This is a genomic window from Lysinibacillus sp. NPDC056232, from assembly GCF_042267565.1.
In the GTDB taxonomy this organism is placed as follows: domain Bacteria; phylum Bacillota; class Bacilli; order Bacillales_A; family Planococcaceae; genus Lysinibacillus.
Genome location: NZ_JBHJTF010000006.1, coordinates 1 through 15883 on the forward strand (window position 1 = coordinate 1; position 15883 = coordinate 15883).

Consider the following 15883-nt stretch of genomic DNA (forward strand, 5'->3'; position numbering starts at 1 on the left):
AAATAAGAAAGTCTTATGGAACAGAAGATAAATCAAAGATGTTGTACACAGGACATGGCAACACCATCTGTGGAGAGCTTTGTAACGCTTCTCTTCTCTTAAGAACATAAGAACCCCACTGCTTTAGCTGTGGGAGTAGTCAGGCAGGGATTGTTTACATGCTATACAATCTTTTAATTAAAAAAGAGGGTGCATTATTTGCTTCCTTTAGTAATTACATTGTTCCTGTAGTAGGTGTACTGATGGGATATTTTATGTTAAACGAATCGTTAGCATTGCAGCATATGATAGGAATATTTATTATTCTTTGTGCGCTTTTGTTGTCAAATAAACAGGCTTTCAAAAGTGACTAGGCAAGGGGAAAAAAGCTTGGTCGTTTGGAGTTTTTAGTATAAAAAAATCACCTCTTAGATGTTAGCTTCTAAGAGGTAGATTTCTATTTTTTAGGTAATATAATAATAAACGTTGTTCCATTAGAAGTTTCGCTCTGTACAGAGATAGTGCCATTATGAGCTTGAACGAGCTTATAAACGATCGCCATGCCCAGTCCGGTACCTTCAGAAGAAGATTCTGTTGTAGTGCCACGATAATATTGTTGGAATATATTGTCCATCATGTGTTGAGACATCCCTACGCCGTTATCCACAATGTGAATTTCTACATGCGCTGCCCTATCAAAAATCTGTGTATAAATATTTGTGTTAGGTGGATTGTGGATAATGGAATTCATAAGAATGTTTTGTAATATGCGTTGCATGAATTTCGTATCAAAGTCAATGTTTATAACAGTTGTATCCGTTTTAAAGTGCAAGATATAGTCATTTGCCTGTGGATTGTTGCTTATAGTAGCAACGATTCTTTTTGTAAAATCCACAATATCCTGATTGGTTTTATGTAAGGGTAACTTTCCATCTGTATTATTAAACTGAATGACGAGACTTAAATCTTGAATAAGTTCCTCCATATGCTTGCCTTTATCTGCAATCTCTTGAATAAAAGAACGAGCTTCATCCTTAGACCAATCGTATTGTTCGTTTAATAATAGAGTAGAGTAGCCTGTAATATACGTTAATGGTGTTTTTAAATCATGCGAAATACCGGCAATCCATTCTTGTTTTGCTTGTTCAACCTTTTCACGTTCTGTTTCAGCGGCTTTTAATTTTCCTGATAAGGATTGTAGATGTTGAAGTACCTCTTGATATAACAGATAACGCATACGGAGCTTTCCTTTACGTGTATAGACTTTTGATAGTCCAACAGGCTGTTTGTAGTTTTCCTGTGATAGCTGATGAATCCAAGACATTATAAAACCAAGAGGACCCCCGAAATACCAACCAAATACAGCGATACAAACAATAGTGCTGAATCCGAAAATCCACGCGACTAGTAGGCTCTGATAAGCTTCACTAACAGATTTTTTAAAGAGTGGGAGAATACCTTCGAGTCCGATAACAATACAAATTCCACTCAAAAGCATCCACAGAATAATCCCCAATGCAAGATGTAACGTAAATCGAGTGTTTATTCGCATAGAGAATCCTCTTTCGGTGGAATGAATTTATACCCAATGCCCCTTAAATTCACGATTATTTTAGGTTTACGCGTATCATCTCCGAGCTTTTTCCTTAGCTTTGAAATATGAATTGTTACGGTTTTCTCCTCACCATATACATCATTCCCCCAGACGAATTCATAGAGCTGTGAAGTGGTGAAAATACGATTTGGATTTTTACAGAAGAAATGCAGTAACTCTAGCTCTTTAGCTGTACACTCGACAGACTGATTGTTAACGGTTAATGTTGCAGATTCAGGATTTAGAGCAAAGTAACCGAAATCAAACTTTGTACGCTGCTGTTGCTGAGAACTCTCATACATTTTTTGACGTCGAAGGATGACCTTTATTCGAGCGACGACCTCTAAAGGATTAAAAGGTTTTGTAATATAATCATCTCCACCAATACCCAATCCCGTTAATTTATCAAAATCTGTAGAGCGAGCACTGACAAAAATAATAGGTGTATTTGTATGCTTGCGTATTTCTGTGCAAAGTTCAAAGCCACTTATATCTGGTAGCATTATATCGAGCAAAATAATATCGTATTGATTTTCTTTTACAAGTTGCAGTGTGCTTTTACCCGTTGAGGCAGTATCAATATGTATAAAGTGTTCTTTTCGTAACGTAATTTCTAATAATTTTAATATACCAATCTCATCATCTACAATTAGGATTTTTTCAGCAGTTTCCATTCTCATCCCTCATTTCAATTTCATCATAACAGCTTCTGATCCTTATATCCTTACTCTCTTGAAAAAATTACTGTCATTTTCCATTGAGTTTACTTTGATTTTACTTTCATTGATTAAGCTTAATGTAACGAATTCAAAATGGTAAGGAGTAAATAACATGGAAACCGTTATTCAAATACAGCAATTAAGTAAGAGCTTTAAAGGAGTCGAAACCGTCTCGAACGTCAATATGAATGTTAAAAAAGGAGAAATTTATGGGTTTTTAGGTCCGAATGGGGCCGGGAAGACAACGATTATGAAGATGATTTTAAACTTAGTAAAACCAACTTCAGGTGATATTAAAATATTGAATCAATCCATCTCAAATACATCCTATCAATACTTAAGCAAAATAGGCAGTATTATCGAGTACCCGGAATTTTACGACAGGCTAACAGCGAAGGAGAATTTAGAGCTTCACGGCGAGTATATGGGGGGATATGAAAAAGGGGCCGCTGAAGAAGCACTAGAGATAGTAGGGCTCAATGGTGTTGAACATAAAAAAATACATGAATTTTCGCTTGGGATGAAGCAAAGGTTAGGCATCGCACGGGCAATTATCACGAAACCTGAAATTCTAATTCTTGATGAGCCAATTAATGGTCTCGATCCTATAGGCATTAAAGATATACGCGAGCTTTTATTGCTTTTAAAAGAAGAGCATGGAATCACTATTTTAATATCAAGTCATATCGTATCAGAAATTGAATCAATAGCAGATACAATTGGCATCCTTCATCATGGGGAATTATTGAAAGAGGTAAGGATGGAGGATATTCGAAAAGAGAATATGGAGTATCTGGAGATTAAAATAGACGATGTGAAAAAAGCGATTCATGTGCTAGAGAATAAATTAGGTGTTCGAAAATATGAAATTGTCAATCAGCATTGTATTCGAATTTTTGAACATGATATTTCTCAATCTCAAATTAATAAAGAACTTATATTAAATAACATTGCTGTCAATGGTATTGAAAAACAGCAACAGCATTTAGAAGATTATTTCTTAAATCTTATCAATGGAGGGAATCAAATTGCTTAAACTATTAAGACTTGAATGGAAAAAGAATAGTATGTCTAGCTATTTTAAAGGCTTAATCATTTGTATTATTGGGATTTTTGCGGCAGTTGCACTTATGGCAGTTGGTTCTGGAGATGAAAAGATGTTTCTAGATTATACAGATTTTATGTCTTTAACAAATATTTTAATTCGAATTGTGTTTATCATTTTTGCGAGTGTGATTTTATCTCGTTTAGTCATTGAAGAATACAAAAATAAGACGGTTCAATTATTATTTACGTATCCATTAAAAAGGAAAAAAATTATTTTTGCAAAGCTGTCTCTAGTTTTCGGATTTTGTTTCTTCAGCATTATCATTGCGACCTTTATGATGAATATCGCTGTTTATTTTTTAAATCCAATGATGAACTTCTTTGAATCTCCTGTTGAGATACAGGAGATGGTAGCTACTATACCGTCTACTTTTATCATTGCTTTTATGATGGCAGGGGTGAGCTTAATTCCTTTATACTTTGGCATGCGAAAAAAATCAACAGCTTCAACAATTACATCAGCTGTATTAATTGGATTTCTTATTAATGCAACGGTTGGGGACACATCTGCTAGTTTATTTCAATTTATTTTGGTCCCAATAATAATGTGTCTATTTGGGCTTATTATCGGTTATCTGTCCTATTATAAAGTCGATAAAGTAGATATTTAACTTAAAATGAGAAATGAGGATGTAAAGTGAAAAAAGCGATCATAGCCTTAATATTCGTTATTGCGGTAGGAGGAGTATTCTTCACCCTTAAAATCAATGGAGAAAAGAGCATCACTGAAGAACAGTCCTTTGATGTTGAGCAAATTAAAGAACTAGAACTAAACATAGAGTCCTGGGATATAGCATTAGAAAATACAGAATCTGATAAACTAACAATTGAATTTGAAGGTAAGCAACAACAAAAGCAGCAAGACAATCCTGTTGAAATTAAAAAAGACGGAAATAAAGTAAAGGTACTTCAACAAGACACTGAAAAAGGGGCTATGAAAAATTTTAGCTTTGGAAAAAAAGATACTATTCACATTTCGATGCCTAAAAATGCAGTGAGTAAGATTGCATTAAAAAATAGTTATGGTGATATCAAAATTAACAACATTGAAACAGGAGAACTTTCGATTTCAACGGATTCCGGCGCTAAAATTATTAAAGGATTATCGGCTGATAAAGGTACAATTACATCAAAAGATGGTGAATTAAGTATCGTAGACAGTTCTTTAAATGAATTAACAATAACCGCTACAAACGGTGATAGCTATATTACTAGAGTCAACAGTGCGAAAACGAAAATTACTTCGACTAGCGGTGAAGTCTTAATGAAAGAAATCATCGAAGGAAAAGCACTATTTGTAGAAACTGCTTCAGGAGATATTACATTATCATACAAAGAGGCACCAAAATCATTAGAGCTTATAGCGAACAGTGAATCATCCGATATAAACGTTAATTTAGAAGGTTATCAGAAAGGAAAACATACAGAAAAATTAAAGAAGGGCAAGATTGGTGATGCGTCGAACGAATTGGAACTAATTAGTAAAGAGGGTATAATAACTGTAAAGTAAAAACTTATAATCTGTCAGGTTAGTGAATAATGTTAAGATGAGAACTTGTTTCAATTCCTCTAGGAGGTTAGAAATGGCTAAACATATCTATGTAATAAGGCATTGCGAAGCTCATGGACAATCGTCGGATGCATCTTTAACAGAACAGGGCTTTCAACAGGCTGAAGTGTTAGCTGATTTTTTTACTGGCAAAAAAATTGATCGAATTATTGCTAGTCCCTTTTTACGAGCAATTCAAACTATAGAACCGCTAAGCAAAAGGGGAAATATAAATATTGAAATTGACGAACGCCTTGCAGAACGCATTTTAAGTACAAGAGATTTACCGGATTGGTATGAAAAGCTTCAAGCGACTTTTACGGATATGGATTTAAAATTTGACAATGGCGAGTCAAGTAACGAAGCGATGAAACGTATCGTTAACGTAGTTGAGGAAACTTTCAAAAGTGAGTCTGAACATACAATGATCGTTAGTCATGGAAATATAATGACCTTATTGTTGAAAAACTATAATAGCGATGTTGACTTTCAATTTTGGACACTTCTAAGTAACCCAGATGTTTTTCAGCTAAGTGTTAAGGATCATGAAGTGACTCTAGAACGTATATTGGAATGATAGAAATTTTTTGCTGTAAATGTATTCTGTGAGAAAAAGAAGCGGTAGTGGGGGAGAAAGATGGATAGGTTATTGCAAGAGATCGTTACTTGGGCCAACAGGGAAGATAAACCAATCGTCATTGGTATTTCAGGACATGGTGCAGCAGGAAAAACAACGTTTGCTAATAAGCTTATTGACGGTTTAAACCAAAGTGAAGTGAATTATATTAATACAGACCCGTATATTGTTAGTTCGGATATACGCAAGCATACAATTATCAACTATACTTTTCGAAACGCACAGCATCAGTTTAAAATGACCGCTTGCCATCCAGCGGCACATCATTTACCTTCTTTGGAAAGAGATATTCAGATGGTTAGAGAAGGTCTGGATTTATTGACAATTGATACGCATTATATGAAAAGTGCGTTAATTTCTTCAAAAACTAAAGTAACCATTGTTGAGGGAATGAGTGTAGCATTTATTAATCCGAAGTTATTTGATTTAAAAATTTATTTTTATACAGATGGTGAGACGGAATTAAAGAGAAGGTCGGGCCGTGATGTACTTGAAAGGGGAACTGATATCAATTATTTAATGCAGTCGCATGAAGAACGTAGAATTCAATATGAATTGTTTATGCATTCGTATAGCCAGCATTTTGATATTATTTTAAAAACCTCCGATGAAGTAATATGTCTAGAAAAAAATACATTTGATAATCGCTACAAGCTTCAACATTAAAAGAGCCTTCACGGGGCAGAAGGCTCTTTTAATATTGAAACTTCACACGGACAGTCGCATTAATAGTCATTTGACCTTGTTCAATAGGTGTAGAAATGGTGGAATCAACCGTCGTCACGGATCTATATAGGACTGGTTCGATTTCATGTTCCTCAACGATTTCGATTGGCTGAGGCTGGATGGGCAAACGCATCGTCTCGGCAATTGTTTTAGCTTTCATTTGGGCATTATGAAGAGCTAAACTTAGTGCCTGTTGGTAATAGGCATCCTTATTTTCAATGTTAAAATGTATAGAGGAAATGCGATTTGCACCATTTTCCACAGCTGTATCAATGACTGCACCAATCTGATTTGTATCAGTCACTTTAACGGAAATGGCATTTGTCACTTCATAGCCATTAAAAACTTGTTTACCATTCTCAAATTCATAATGAGGTGCAATATTGTAGCTTGCAGTTTGAATATGTTCTTTTGGGATATGAAGAGCTAAAATGGATTGTATCACACGATTCATAATCATCGCATTTTCTTGCTGTGCATCTTGTACATTTTTCCCTTGTGTACTTACCTCTACTTGAAGCTGAACAGAGCTTGCTTTAGCCATTACTTTTCCATTTCCGGTCACAACTATGACACGTGGTCCATAAGGAGTTTGCTGACCGATATTTGTATAATACATAGAATACTACCTTTCGTCTTATACTATGCAAGATGAAAATCGTTCAATATGAATTTTAAAATGAAGAAAAAGCGTCTAGTTTAATGCCTTGACGCTTTATTTATGCACAAAAATAGTTGTTATACCATTCTTAATAACGCTTCTACCCCAGACATTCCTTCTGTAATACCAAGTTGATGCGCTTCATATGTCACGGATTCTAATGGAGCTGTCAATAACTCATCAATTGTTTTCACGCCAACTGCTCGACCAGCAATAATTTTCCGGTCTGCTAAGCGGTCATTTAATAGACCCACATCTAAAGCCCCACACATAATGTACCCCGTATCGTTTGAAATGGTTAGCAGTGTTGTTTTTGGTAATTGAACAACTATTGCAGTGAAAAAATAGCCTTTAATCATAATAGGCTCAATTGTTACCATCCGAAATCACTCCTTTTCTCTATATACATATGGCAATAGATAAAAAGGTGTTCGACATTTTCATTAAAAATTATTTGTTACCTAAAACGACCGGTGTTTTTTCAATTGATACAAAAATAAAAGAATCAACCCATTTCATAAGAGTTAATTCTTCTTTTTATTTATTTTGTATAAGAAAGCATAGCTGTTTGCTTGAAATTTCTTAATGCAACCGTTGCCTCGTTTTTTGTTTTATATTCAAACATACGATAAGTATTTTGTTCAAAAACTGTAATAATCCACATATGAAAAAATCCCCTTTGTTGTTTTTTGTACTATAACAATTGGTGAGAAAATCGGTTTTTTCTCTCATTGTTATATATCAGTTGTGTCTTTATTTTACATCAATTAGTAAAAAAATAAAGTACTATGTGAGTGTTTTCACATTTCGTTCAAAATATAACAGGGAATTTATTAAATTTTTATGTATGAATAGATTTTTTTAAAAGGTTTTGAGGAGAAAACAGCCAAACCTTCATAAGTATAATTCATTGTAATTCGTAAATAGTAAGTTGACGGAGTTATGTGAATTTGAATTTGGGAGGTGATGCTTATGACACGTAAATATGTATTGGTTTTATCCCTTTGTTTTTTAATCATATCGGTATTTTTTACAGAGCTGACAGCCTATGCGGATAAAGGTCGGCCTTATTATGAGGAGACAGGGGAAGTCGTGTGGGACATTAATACAAAAGACAAAATAATTGCGCTTACCTTTGACGATGGACCTCATCCCAAATATACGGCGGCTATTTTGGATTTATTGGAAAAGTATGATGCAAAAGCGACGTTTTTTATTATTGGTAAAAATGCAGAAAAATATCCAGACCTTGTTTTACGATCTTATTCTGAAGGGCATGAGCTGGCCAATCATACGTATTCACATCCGTTTAAAGCTTCCGTAGCTGAATTACAGGCACAACTGCGTAAGACAAAGGCAATAATTTATGGTATTACTGGATTTGCACCAATTTTGTTCCGTCCTGTAGGTGGTTACTATAATGATCAAATGATCAATGCCGCTGTAAAGGATGGATACAAAGTAGTTATGTGGTCTTGGCATCAGGATACTCAAGATTGGAAACAGCCGGGTGTCAACAAAATTGTTCAAAAAGTGATGAATGGGTCGAAGCCTGGAGATGTTATTTTGTTCCATGATGGAGGCGGCGATCGTACGCAGACTATTAAGGCACTGGAAGAAATCTTACCAGAACTTAAAAAACAAGGTTATACATTTGTCACAATATCCGAGTTGATTAAAAGCAAACAGCAACAAGAGCAAGTGCAATAAGGAAAATAAGCCATCTCATTAGATTGAAATGGCTTATTTTTTCTCCATGACAGAATCTGTCATCGCGCAGCGGATAGTATAATTAGTCATTTCAGTATTACCAAAATAATAGTGGTGCTAGTGCAATTCCACCAATAGCGCCAAGTGCGATTCCTAAGCCAAAACCTGCTCCTGTTCCTCCCCAACCCCAATAACCTAAACCATAACCGCCAAATCGTCTATCAGGTTGAATCCATACCTGTCTTCTATCCACTCTAGTTATTTCTCCATAATGTACTCTGCCACATGTTTCTTCAATTCTTACACGTTTACCATGATATTGACAACAAAGATTATAAGTATTAGCTGGATTCACAAACTATCCCTCCTTTCGACTTCCTTACAAGCTAATATATGCGGTTTCAATCATTATCACTAGCCGATTGTCTACTTCAGACATAAGCTATAGTAAGGGGAGGAAAAGTATGTCAGTAATACCAACAGATGAGTGGCTCAATGAATTAATGGCTAGTCAAAGGTTTAATGACAGTAAAAATCTTGAGGACTTACAACGCTCTATTCTTTGCGGTCGTTTAGTAGAGATTTTTATTGGCGGATCTCCAGATGAAATACAATTTGAACTACAGCAACAGGGGCTTTTTCAGTCACATGAAAAAATAGACATTAACAAGTTAAAAAAACAAAACGTTTGGGAAGTAGTACAGAAAGAATTTAACTATTTAAAGGAAAGGTGGAGCGGTCCAAATATACCAATCTATATCTTCCCAATCACACAGGAGCAAATGATTACTAAGAAAAACGGTGTTGCCTATCCAAATGCTCTGTTTTTATATATAGGAGAGCTTGAAAAGCAGGAGCTTAAAGCGTTATTTGCCCATGAGTATAATCACGTTTGTCGTCTGCAATACTTAAATAAATCTCTAGACGAAGTGACTTTGTTAGATTCTTTAATTTTAGAAGGTTTAGCAGAATGTGCAGTGGAGGAGATCTACGGAGATAAATGGTTAGCACCATGGTTGAGGTCCTACTCATTAGATAAAATGCTAGAAATTTGGAAGGAACATTTTTTACCTCAAATCAATATTCAAGGATTAAACAATCATGCTGAATTTTTATATGGTGGAAAGCTTCCTCAATGGGTAGGATATTGTATTGGTTATGAAATAGTAAAGACCTATATTAAAAATCATTCATCCAATAAACTGCATGCGAAAAGCTCGAAGGAAATACTTGCTGGTTCGGATTTTACTTTATAATCGACTCCTCTGCAAAGTTTCACCACTGAAAGAAGGGTATGAGACTTTGTTGAGAACGTATGTAATGAGGATATGTTGATCTTCGTTACGACTGGGCGACTCCTCGGGGATCAGCAATAGAGGAACGAAGGCTAAGAACATCACGTCTTGTGATAACGCCTTCGTGACCAACATCGTGTTGGCCCGAGACCCTGGAGCGAGCTCCGCGAGTGAAGCGGCTCATCGGACGCCCCCAGGAAGCTTTGCTCTGCGCGAAAGCGAAGCGTCAGCGACAAATGTTTTATCTGTGCGAAAGCGTAGCGACAGCAACAACAAATGTTTTCTGTAGCGAAAGCAAAGCGACAGCTACAAAGCGCCCAGTCGGAACGGAAATCAACCCCACGTTATGATGATAAAAAAATAACCAGTTGCCGATCAATACTCGGCAACTGGTACTCTAGTTAAGCTAGATAGCAATAATTCCTAATGCTACAGCAATGAATAGTAAAGTAATGCTCAATCCCCACATCCAGAAGAAAGAGTATTTTAAGTGTTTCCCCATTTCTAAGCCTGATAAGCCTAAAGCTAACCAAACTGCAGGAGCAAGTGGCGATACAAATGTACCTACAATATTACCGATAATCATGGCATAGGCAGTTGAAAGAGAATCAATATCGAAAGATAAACCAATCTGTTCAACTACAGGGAATAATGCGAAGTAATACGCATCAGTACTTAGTAATAAATCAAATGGTACCCCCAATACCCCAATAATGATATGTAAATAAGATGATAGGGCTGATGGTAGAATGTTTACAGCATTGTTAGCAATCGCAGTTAACATCCCGGTACCATTGAGTATGCCTAAGAATAGTCCAGCGGCAATGATGATAGACGCCATCGTTAAGGCATTCGGAGCATGTGCTTGTACACGTTCCATTTGCTCTTTAGGAGAGCGGTAGTTGATTGGCAGGGCGATGGCCACTCCAATTAAAAAGGCTAATCCTGCTGGTAAAATACCTGCGACTAAAATTCCGATAACAAGAACAGTAACAATTGCATTAATCCACAATAGTTTTGGTCGTTGTAAGCTTGTGTCTACTTCTGATGAAACAACACCTTGTGTAATAGCATGATCATCATTTGTGAAGTCCAGGGTACCGTATTGTTTCAGAATACGCTTCTTTTCTCTAAAACCTAGGAACACTGCTAAAGCTAACATTAAAACGACACCAATGATTTGAATAGTGATTAAAGGATACCAAAGTTCAGTTACATCTGTCTCTAAAACTGAAGCAACACGACCTAATGGGCCACCCCAAGGAATCATATTAATCACTGCTGCAGCTCCTCCAACTAATAACAGCAATAGATATGGATTCATCCGTAAACGTAAATATAAAGGTAATAATGCTGGGATTGTAATTAAAAATGTTGAAGCACCAGAACCATCTAATTGCGCTACTACAGCAATGATCACTGTTATTACTGCAACAACAATAATATTACCTTTTGAAAGCGCAATCATTTTATTGATCAATGGCTCGAATAATCCTACATCCTGCATAATACCAAAGAAAATAATTGCAAAGATAAACATAACAGCTACGTTCATCACAGAGCTTAATCCAGAACTAAAGAATTCTCCCAATTCATCGAAGTTAAAGCCAGCTATAAATGCAGCTATGATAGGTGGTATTACCATTGCTACAAGTGGTGATACGCGACCACTAATTAGTAGAGCAACGATAATAATAATTGTTAAAAATCCGATTATACTTAGACTCAAAAATATTTCCTCCCTTTGTGATTAATCATTCAGATTATTTAAAAAATAGCACAGTGCTAAAGAGAGGAAAATAATATAATCATATGTTAAATAAATAACATACTATTAGTTTTGTTCATAAGTTCCACGATAGACATATTTCCGTTCAGGTCTTCCAACGGTACCGTAAATTAGTTTTGTTTCTAAAAACTTCTCGCTAACTAAGTATTCTAAATAACGGCGAGCTGTTGAACGGCTAGAACCAATGAGTTCGCTTAATTGGGAGGCTGTGAGCTCCTGGGTTTTGAGATCTTCAAAAATGCTTTTAACAATTTGTAATGTGTGCAAATCAATTCCTTTTACAAACGTTTCTTCATCTACTACCTTATTGTTTGATTCACTATAAAATAAAGAATCAAGATCATTTTGAGTGACATTTTTGCTATGTTGAAATAATCGAAGTTCCTGCAAATATTTTTGAAATGCTTGTTGAAGTCGTTGCTCTTCAAAGGGTTTTATTAAATAATCTAAAATTCCTAAGTCCAATACATCCCTTATTAAACTTACTTCAGTTGCTGCTGAGATTACGACAATTTTTATAGACGGATAGAGGTGACGTATATGGCTTACTAATGAGCTACCTTCAACATCCGGAATATATAAATCTGTTAATATAATTTCTGGTAAGCTAGAAGTCATCTCCAGCTTTTCAATCGTTTCTTTACCTGTGCGTAAATTTTCAGTGACGATAAAACCTTCTATATTATGAACATAATCGGCATGAATTTTTGCTACTCTAAAGTCATCTTCAATAATCCATACACTTTTTAATGTTGTCATTCTCAAATGTCTCCTTTAGGAACTATAATTAAAAAACATGCTCCTGATAAATCACCGGAATCCAATAAAATTTCCCCATGTATCTCCTGAAGAGCTTTCTTGCTTATAGCAAGTCCATGGCCGCGGTCTAATCCTTCTTTAGTAGATACCCCTTTTGTAAAAATTTTATCGTACATATTGTGATCAATACCGGGTCCATTGTCTTGAATCTCAAATAAGTAATGATTTTTATAATTGTTGATAGATAGTCGAATCATTTTATCTGAGGATTCCCAACTTTTTAAAGTTTCAATAGCGTTTTGAAGTACATTACCAAGAGCTGTTAGGACAGCATCTTCTTGCTGTTTAGATAATTCAATAGATGAAGAAATTTCGTTTAGCTCGAGTGTAATTCCCAGTTCTGCGGCTTCTGCAATTTTCCCCTGAATTAAGGCAAGTAGAAGCGGGGTGGTTATATTGCTATTTAAAAAAGCTTGGTTTTTAAGTTGTATGTTTCGTTCTTCTTTAATAAATTCAATTGCTTCGTTGTAATGTTTATGAACAAGTAAACCTAAAATGATATGAAGCTTATTAGCGAATTCATGAGTATAGGCCCGTTGAACATTTGCATACTGCTTCATCTGTTTTAATTCATCCGTGATTTTTTGGATATCTACTTTTTTTCTAAAGGTGTATAATGAACCAATTTTCCTTTTCTTTTCAACTAAGGGGGCTTTATTCAAAATTACAATATGCTCATCAAGTGGTAGCTCTAAATTATGAATGTTTTGCTCTGCAACAATTTTAGGCGTAAAAATATGTTCAATTTTTGTGCCCATCCAATCTGAGAGAGATTTATTGTGAGCCGAATCTAGCATTTCATAAGCACTTTTATTAATGGTAGTAATTTGATTAAAATGATCGACAGCCAGTATACCTTCTGCTGTTGTTTCTAAAATGACCTTGTTTTGTTGATATAATTTAGCAATTTGAATAGGTTCCATATTAAACAATAATTTTTTTATATAAATAGAAATAACTACTGCACCTAATATGCCTATTAAAAGAATAACTACGGTGTATTTGATCCATTTGTGAATATAGCTTTCGATGATTGTGTTGATATTTTCTGTTAAAAAACCGACAGATACAACACCAATAATTTTATTATCTAATATGATGGGGGCTTTGCCTCGAATCGATTCACCTAGTGACCCCGTAGTTTTAGAAATATAAGCTTGTCTATCTAGCAATGCGGCATCGTTGTCTCCACCAACCATTTCTTCTCCGATTTTATCTTTTGAAGGATGAGAATAACGAATTCCTTCAGAATTTCCAACGACAATATATGCTGCGTCAATTTCTTTTCTTAAAGGTTCGACGATTGGTTGGATGATTTCACTTGGATTTTCTTTATCGAATGCCGTAATGATCTCTTCTGTGGATGCGAGGGTTTTTGCAATATTTAGTGCTTCCATCCCCATCTGTTTTTCTGTCGTATCGCGAATATGTTCTTGCAAAAGATACATAAACAGTCCACATATTAAAAGGATCAGGATACTTATTAAAAAAATCATTCTAGCTGTAAGAGACTGGAACCAACTTCTCATATTTCACCTCTATGTAGTTTAAAATACTCGTCATTTATTAAAGTATCAGCATGTTGACAAAAACATCTTAAAAAGAGTGCATTTGATATAGTCTATCATAAATATCCAACAAATAGAGAAAGACCCTTTCTAAGGAAATTGCCGATTGGAGCGGAAGTCACCCTACGTTAAGGTGATAGGCTGAACTTTAATATTTGATACATGCCCTTCAATGACATTGACGCAAATTTTCCGCTACAATATAGGGAAGGAGGGACTGTCATGTCAAATGAACTTAAAAATGTACTACCACCGGTTATTGATTTGTCAACGAAAGTGCTAATTGTCGGCTCAATGCCGGGGAAACAATCGTTAGAGAAGCAACAATATTATGGTAACCCACGCAATCACTTTTGGCCGATTATTGGGGAAATCTTAGAAGTAGAAGTACCTCAGAATTATAGAGAAAGATTACAATTGTTAAAGAGCCATCATATTGGTCTCTGGGATACAATTGAGTCTTGCGAGCGTAAAGGAAGCTTAGATGCAGCCATTCGTAATGAAAAACCGAATGATTTTATAACGCTTTTTGAACACTATCCTACTATTGAGTTAGTGCTTTTTAATGGCGCAAAGGCATTCGAGGTTTTTAAAAAGCATATTGGATTTGAGGTTTTAGATGGTCGAGCTTATCAAAAAATGCCTTCGACTAGCCCAATACCAGGGAAAAATATTAAATCCTTTGAAGAAAAGCTTGAGGATTGGCGAGTAATGCATTCTTATTTGTCTAGATAATTACATTATAAAATCCCCTCCGATTAGTGTTGCTTGACGGAGAGGATTGTAAGTATTATTTAATAGATGATGATGACATTACTGCCATGTGTTGTAGTAAGATCCTGCTGGGCTATAAAAGAATTTAAAATGATATTTTTCAGCTAAGGCTCGACTTTTCTCTTCGTCGTCAAATCCGATTGTCATCACCTGAGTACCGAATTTTTCTCGGATATGAACTAATTGCTGCATCTTATTCAACGCCCATTCATCTTTTCCGACAACATCATACGAAAAGTTTTCCCACATAACAAAATCGATATAGGGTGCTGTATAATCAGCTAATGTTTGAAAGCCCCAATTTTGAGCAACAGACAAGTCGTTATATTGCTGCTTTATGTTTTTTATAAAGGCAAGCATTGCTTCATTTTGAGCGTCCTGTTCTTTTTCAGGTAAGTAGGAATCGATATTGCCAACAGTATCTAAAAACACACCATCTAACCCTTTTTGAACAATTTGTTTTTGAATTTCTTCTAGCAAAAGCTCTTGATAGTGTTTAGATGTCATATCCATTAAATACGAATCCCACTCAGAGAAATACTTCTTTTCTCCACGCTCGTCTTTATAAAAATCCTCTTCTTTCAATCGGCTATAGAACTCTGAATTCCATTTGTCTGCTTCCATTGCGTTAATATAGCCATAAATTAATGTTCCATTTTTTTGAGCCTGTTTAATATACTTCTGCTGCATTTCGATAGGCTCCACAATGACCAAATCTACTTTAGCCATTTCCTTGCCAATCTTATCGTTCCCTGCATCTAAATAATATTTGTACTTTTTAACAGCAGCTAGCCTGTCTTGAATACTTGTTGAATCTGCAGAAGAAGTTGTAGAGTTGAAAAATAGCCAGATCCCAAAGGACAATAGAATTGTAGTAATTAGTAAAAAAATTTTTCGCATAAGTACCCCTTTTCTTGGAAAACATACCTTTTATTATACGGTATTGACCATGGAAA

The 15883-nt window shown here is 35.3% G+C and carries 20 protein-coding genes and 1 pseudogene; 10 read left to right on the top strand and 11 right to left on the bottom strand.

All coding sequences use genetic code 11. The features are described 5' to 3' along the window. Positions 1-140 precede the first annotated feature (140 nt). Positions 141-353 (top strand): annotated as a pseudogene (locus ACFCYJ_RS06340) (EamA family transporter); the annotation flags it as partial. An 83-nt stretch (positions 354-436) separates the two neighbouring features. Here the strand turns inward: ACFCYJ_RS06340 and ACFCYJ_RS06345 are convergent. Next, positions 437-1531: a sensor histidine kinase gene (locus ACFCYJ_RS06345; RefSeq protein WP_376072191.1), complete on the bottom strand. Its 1095-nt coding sequence runs from the start codon at positions 1529-1531 to the stop codon at positions 437-439. Beyond that, a complete protein-coding gene (locus tag ACFCYJ_RS06350; protein WP_376072193.1) occupies positions 1522-2247 on the bottom strand; it encodes a response regulator transcription factor in 726 nt (241 codons plus the stop codon). Before ACFCYJ_RS06350 ends, ACFCYJ_RS06345 begins: the two co-directional genes overlap by 10 nt. Positions 2248-2404: 157 nt before the next feature. Here ACFCYJ_RS06350 and ACFCYJ_RS06355 point away from each other — a divergent pair, with 157 nt between their 5' ends. The 5 genes from ACFCYJ_RS06355 to ACFCYJ_RS06375 all read left to right on the top strand — a co-directional run bounded on the left by ACFCYJ_RS06355 (position 2405) and on the right by ACFCYJ_RS06375 (position 6251). After that, a complete protein-coding gene (locus tag ACFCYJ_RS06355; protein WP_376072196.1) occupies positions 2405-3328 on the top strand; it encodes an ABC transporter ATP-binding protein in 924 nt (307 codons plus the stop codon). Continuing rightward, entirely contained in the window at positions 3321-4010 is a 690-nt protein-coding gene (locus tag ACFCYJ_RS06360) for an ABC transporter permease (RefSeq protein ID WP_376072199.1), read from the top strand. Before ACFCYJ_RS06355 ends, ACFCYJ_RS06360 begins: the two co-directional genes overlap by 8 nt. A 26-nt stretch (positions 4011-4036) precedes the next feature. Continuing rightward, entirely contained in the window at positions 4037-4909 is an 873-nt protein-coding gene (locus ACFCYJ_RS06365) for a DUF4097 family beta strand repeat-containing protein (protein WP_376072201.1), read from the top strand. Positions 4910-4982: 73 nt separating this feature from the next. Next, positions 4983-5525, top strand: coding sequence for a histidine phosphatase family protein (locus ACFCYJ_RS06370; protein WP_376072203.1), 543 nt, complete (start codon positions 4983-4985; stop codon positions 5523-5525). A gap of 60 nt (positions 5526-5585) precedes the next feature. Next, positions 5586-6251: a uridine kinase family protein gene (locus ACFCYJ_RS06375; RefSeq protein ID WP_376072206.1), complete on the top strand. Its 666-nt coding sequence runs from the start codon at positions 5586-5588 to the stop codon at positions 6249-6251. A gap of 28 nt (positions 6252-6279) precedes the next feature. On the opposite strand, the gene ACFCYJ_RS06380 is transcribed toward ACFCYJ_RS06375, so the two are convergent. From ACFCYJ_RS06380 to ACFCYJ_RS06390, 3 genes are all read right to left on the bottom strand, one after another. Then, entirely contained in the window at positions 6280-6930 is a 651-nt protein-coding gene (locus ACFCYJ_RS06380) for an SIMPL domain-containing protein (protein WP_376072208.1), read from the bottom strand. Between the two features lie 119 nt (positions 6931-7049). After that, the gene (locus tag ACFCYJ_RS06385) at positions 7050-7352 is read right to left on the bottom strand and encodes a YunC family protein (RefSeq protein ID WP_376072210.1); all 303 of its coding nucleotides are present in this window, start codon (positions 7350-7352) and stop codon (positions 7050-7052) included. A gap of 161 nt (positions 7353-7513) precedes the next feature. Next, positions 7514-7636 carry a hypothetical protein gene (locus ACFCYJ_RS06390; protein ID WP_376072212.1) on the bottom strand — a complete coding sequence of 41 codons (123 nt, stop codon included), beginning with the start codon at positions 7634-7636 and terminating at the stop codon, positions 7514-7516. Positions 7637-7944: 308 nt separating this feature from the next. Between ACFCYJ_RS06390 and ACFCYJ_RS06395 the strand changes: the two genes are divergently transcribed. Next, positions 7945-8682, top strand: a complete 738-nt coding sequence (locus tag ACFCYJ_RS06395; protein ID WP_376072215.1) for a polysaccharide deacetylase family protein — start codon at positions 7945-7947, stop codon at positions 8680-8682. Between the two features lie 97 nt (positions 8683-8779). Here ACFCYJ_RS06395 and ACFCYJ_RS06400 read toward each other — a convergent pair whose 3' ends face one another. Then, positions 8780-9037, bottom strand: a complete 258-nt coding sequence (locus tag ACFCYJ_RS06400; RefSeq protein WP_376072217.1) for a hypothetical protein — start codon at positions 9035-9037, stop codon at positions 8780-8782. 109 nt (positions 9038-9146) lie between these two features. On the opposite strand from ACFCYJ_RS06400, the gene ACFCYJ_RS06405 reads away from it, so the two are divergent. Next, the gene (locus ACFCYJ_RS06405; protein WP_376072220.1) at positions 9147-9938 is read left to right on the top strand and encodes a DUF2268 domain-containing putative Zn-dependent protease; all 792 of its coding nucleotides are present in this window, start codon (positions 9147-9149) and stop codon (positions 9936-9938) included. Between the two features lie 85 nt (positions 9939-10023). Here the strand turns inward: ACFCYJ_RS06405 and ACFCYJ_RS06410 are convergent, their stop codons facing one another. Next, positions 10024-10161 carry a hypothetical protein gene (locus tag ACFCYJ_RS06410; RefSeq protein WP_376072223.1) on the bottom strand — a complete coding sequence of 46 codons (138 nt, stop codon included), beginning with the start codon at positions 10159-10161 and terminating at the stop codon, positions 10024-10026. Between ACFCYJ_RS06410 and ACFCYJ_RS06415 the strand changes: the two genes are divergently transcribed. Beyond that, positions 10148-10327, top strand: coding sequence for a hypothetical protein (locus ACFCYJ_RS06415; RefSeq protein WP_376072225.1), 180 nt, complete (start codon positions 10148-10150; stop codon positions 10325-10327). The genes ACFCYJ_RS06410 and ACFCYJ_RS06415 overlap by 14 nt on opposite strands. 56 nt (positions 10328-10383) lie before the next feature. On the opposite strand, the gene ACFCYJ_RS06420 is transcribed toward ACFCYJ_RS06415, so the two are convergent. From ACFCYJ_RS06420 to ACFCYJ_RS06430, 3 genes are all read right to left on the bottom strand, one after another. Next, positions 10384-11706, bottom strand: coding sequence for a CitMHS family transporter (locus tag ACFCYJ_RS06420; RefSeq protein WP_376072228.1), 1323 nt, complete (start codon positions 11704-11706; stop codon positions 10384-10386). A 105-nt stretch (positions 11707-11811) separates the two neighbouring features. Then, positions 11812-12525, bottom strand: a complete 714-nt coding sequence (locus ACFCYJ_RS06425) for a response regulator (RefSeq protein WP_376072230.1) — start codon at positions 12523-12525, stop codon at positions 11812-11814. Positions 12526-12527: 2 nt separating this feature from the next. Continuing rightward, complete coding sequence (locus ACFCYJ_RS06430; RefSeq protein WP_376072233.1) at positions 12528-14033, bottom strand: ATP-binding protein; 1506 nt, start codon at positions 14031-14033, stop codon at positions 12528-12530. A 342-nt stretch (positions 14034-14375) separates the two neighbouring features. Here ACFCYJ_RS06430 and ACFCYJ_RS06435 point away from each other — a divergent pair, with 342 nt between their 5' ends. Further along, positions 14376-14888 carry a DNA-deoxyinosine glycosylase gene (locus ACFCYJ_RS06435; RefSeq protein WP_376072235.1) on the top strand — a complete coding sequence of 171 codons (513 nt, stop codon included), beginning with the start codon at positions 14376-14378 and terminating at the stop codon, positions 14886-14888. Positions 14889-14966: 78 nt separating this feature from the next. Here the strand turns inward: ACFCYJ_RS06435 and ACFCYJ_RS06440 are convergent, their stop codons facing one another. After that, a complete protein-coding gene (locus tag ACFCYJ_RS06440; protein WP_376072237.1) occupies positions 14967-15827 on the bottom strand; it encodes an endo alpha-1,4 polygalactosaminidase in 861 nt (286 codons plus the stop codon). Positions 15828-15883: the final 56 nt, after the last annotated feature.

Excerpts from the sequence above, each read along its gene's own strand:
- ACFCYJ_RS06355 (WP_376072196.1), top strand. The coding sequence starts at position 2,405 with ATGGAAACCGTTATTCAAATACAGCAATTAAGTAAGAGCTTTAAAGGA.
- ACFCYJ_RS06405 (WP_376072220.1), top strand. The coding sequence starts at position 9,147 with ATGTCAGTAATACCAACAGATGAGTGGCTCAATGAATTAATGGCTAGT.
- ACFCYJ_RS06410 (WP_376072223.1), bottom strand. The coding sequence starts at position 10,161 with ATGAGCCGCTTCACTCGCGGAGCTCGCTCCAGGGTCTCGGGCCAACAC.
- ACFCYJ_RS06380 (WP_376072208.1), bottom strand. The coding sequence starts at position 6,930 with ATGTATTATACAAATATCGGTCAGCAAACTCCTTATGGACCACGTGTC.
- ACFCYJ_RS06370 (WP_376072203.1), top strand. The coding sequence starts at position 4,983 with ATGGCTAAACATATCTATGTAATAAGGCATTGCGAAGCTCATGGACAA.
- ACFCYJ_RS06430 (WP_376072233.1), bottom strand. The coding sequence starts at position 14,033 with ATGTATCTTTTGCAAGAACATATTCGCGATACGACAGAAAAACAGATG.
- ACFCYJ_RS06440 (WP_376072237.1), bottom strand. The coding sequence starts at position 15,827 with ATGCGAAAAATTTTTTTACTAATTACTACAATTCTATTGTCCTTTGGG.
- ACFCYJ_RS06390 (WP_376072212.1), bottom strand. The coding sequence starts at position 7,636 with ATGTGGATTATTACAGTTTTTGAACAAAATACTTATCGTATGTTTGAA.
- ACFCYJ_RS06425 (WP_376072230.1), bottom strand. The coding sequence starts at position 12,525 with ATGACAACATTAAAAAGTGTATGGATTATTGAAGATGACTTTAGAGTA.
- ACFCYJ_RS06385 (WP_376072210.1), bottom strand. The coding sequence starts at position 7,352 with ATGGTAACAATTGAGCCTATTATGATTAAAGGCTATTTTTTCACTGCA.
- ACFCYJ_RS06395 (WP_376072215.1), top strand. The coding sequence starts at position 7,945 with ATGACACGTAAATATGTATTGGTTTTATCCCTTTGTTTTTTAATCATA.
- ACFCYJ_RS06435 (WP_376072235.1), top strand. The coding sequence starts at position 14,376 with ATGTCAAATGAACTTAAAAATGTACTACCACCGGTTATTGATTTGTCA.
- ACFCYJ_RS06350 (WP_376072193.1), bottom strand. The coding sequence starts at position 2,247 with ATGGAAACTGCTGAAAAAATCCTAATTGTAGATGATGAGATTGGTATA.
- ACFCYJ_RS06345 (WP_376072191.1), bottom strand. The coding sequence starts at position 1,531 with ATGCGAATAAACACTCGATTTACGTTACATCTTGCATTGGGGATTATT.
- ACFCYJ_RS06375 (WP_376072206.1), top strand. The coding sequence starts at position 5,586 with ATGGATAGGTTATTGCAAGAGATCGTTACTTGGGCCAACAGGGAAGAT.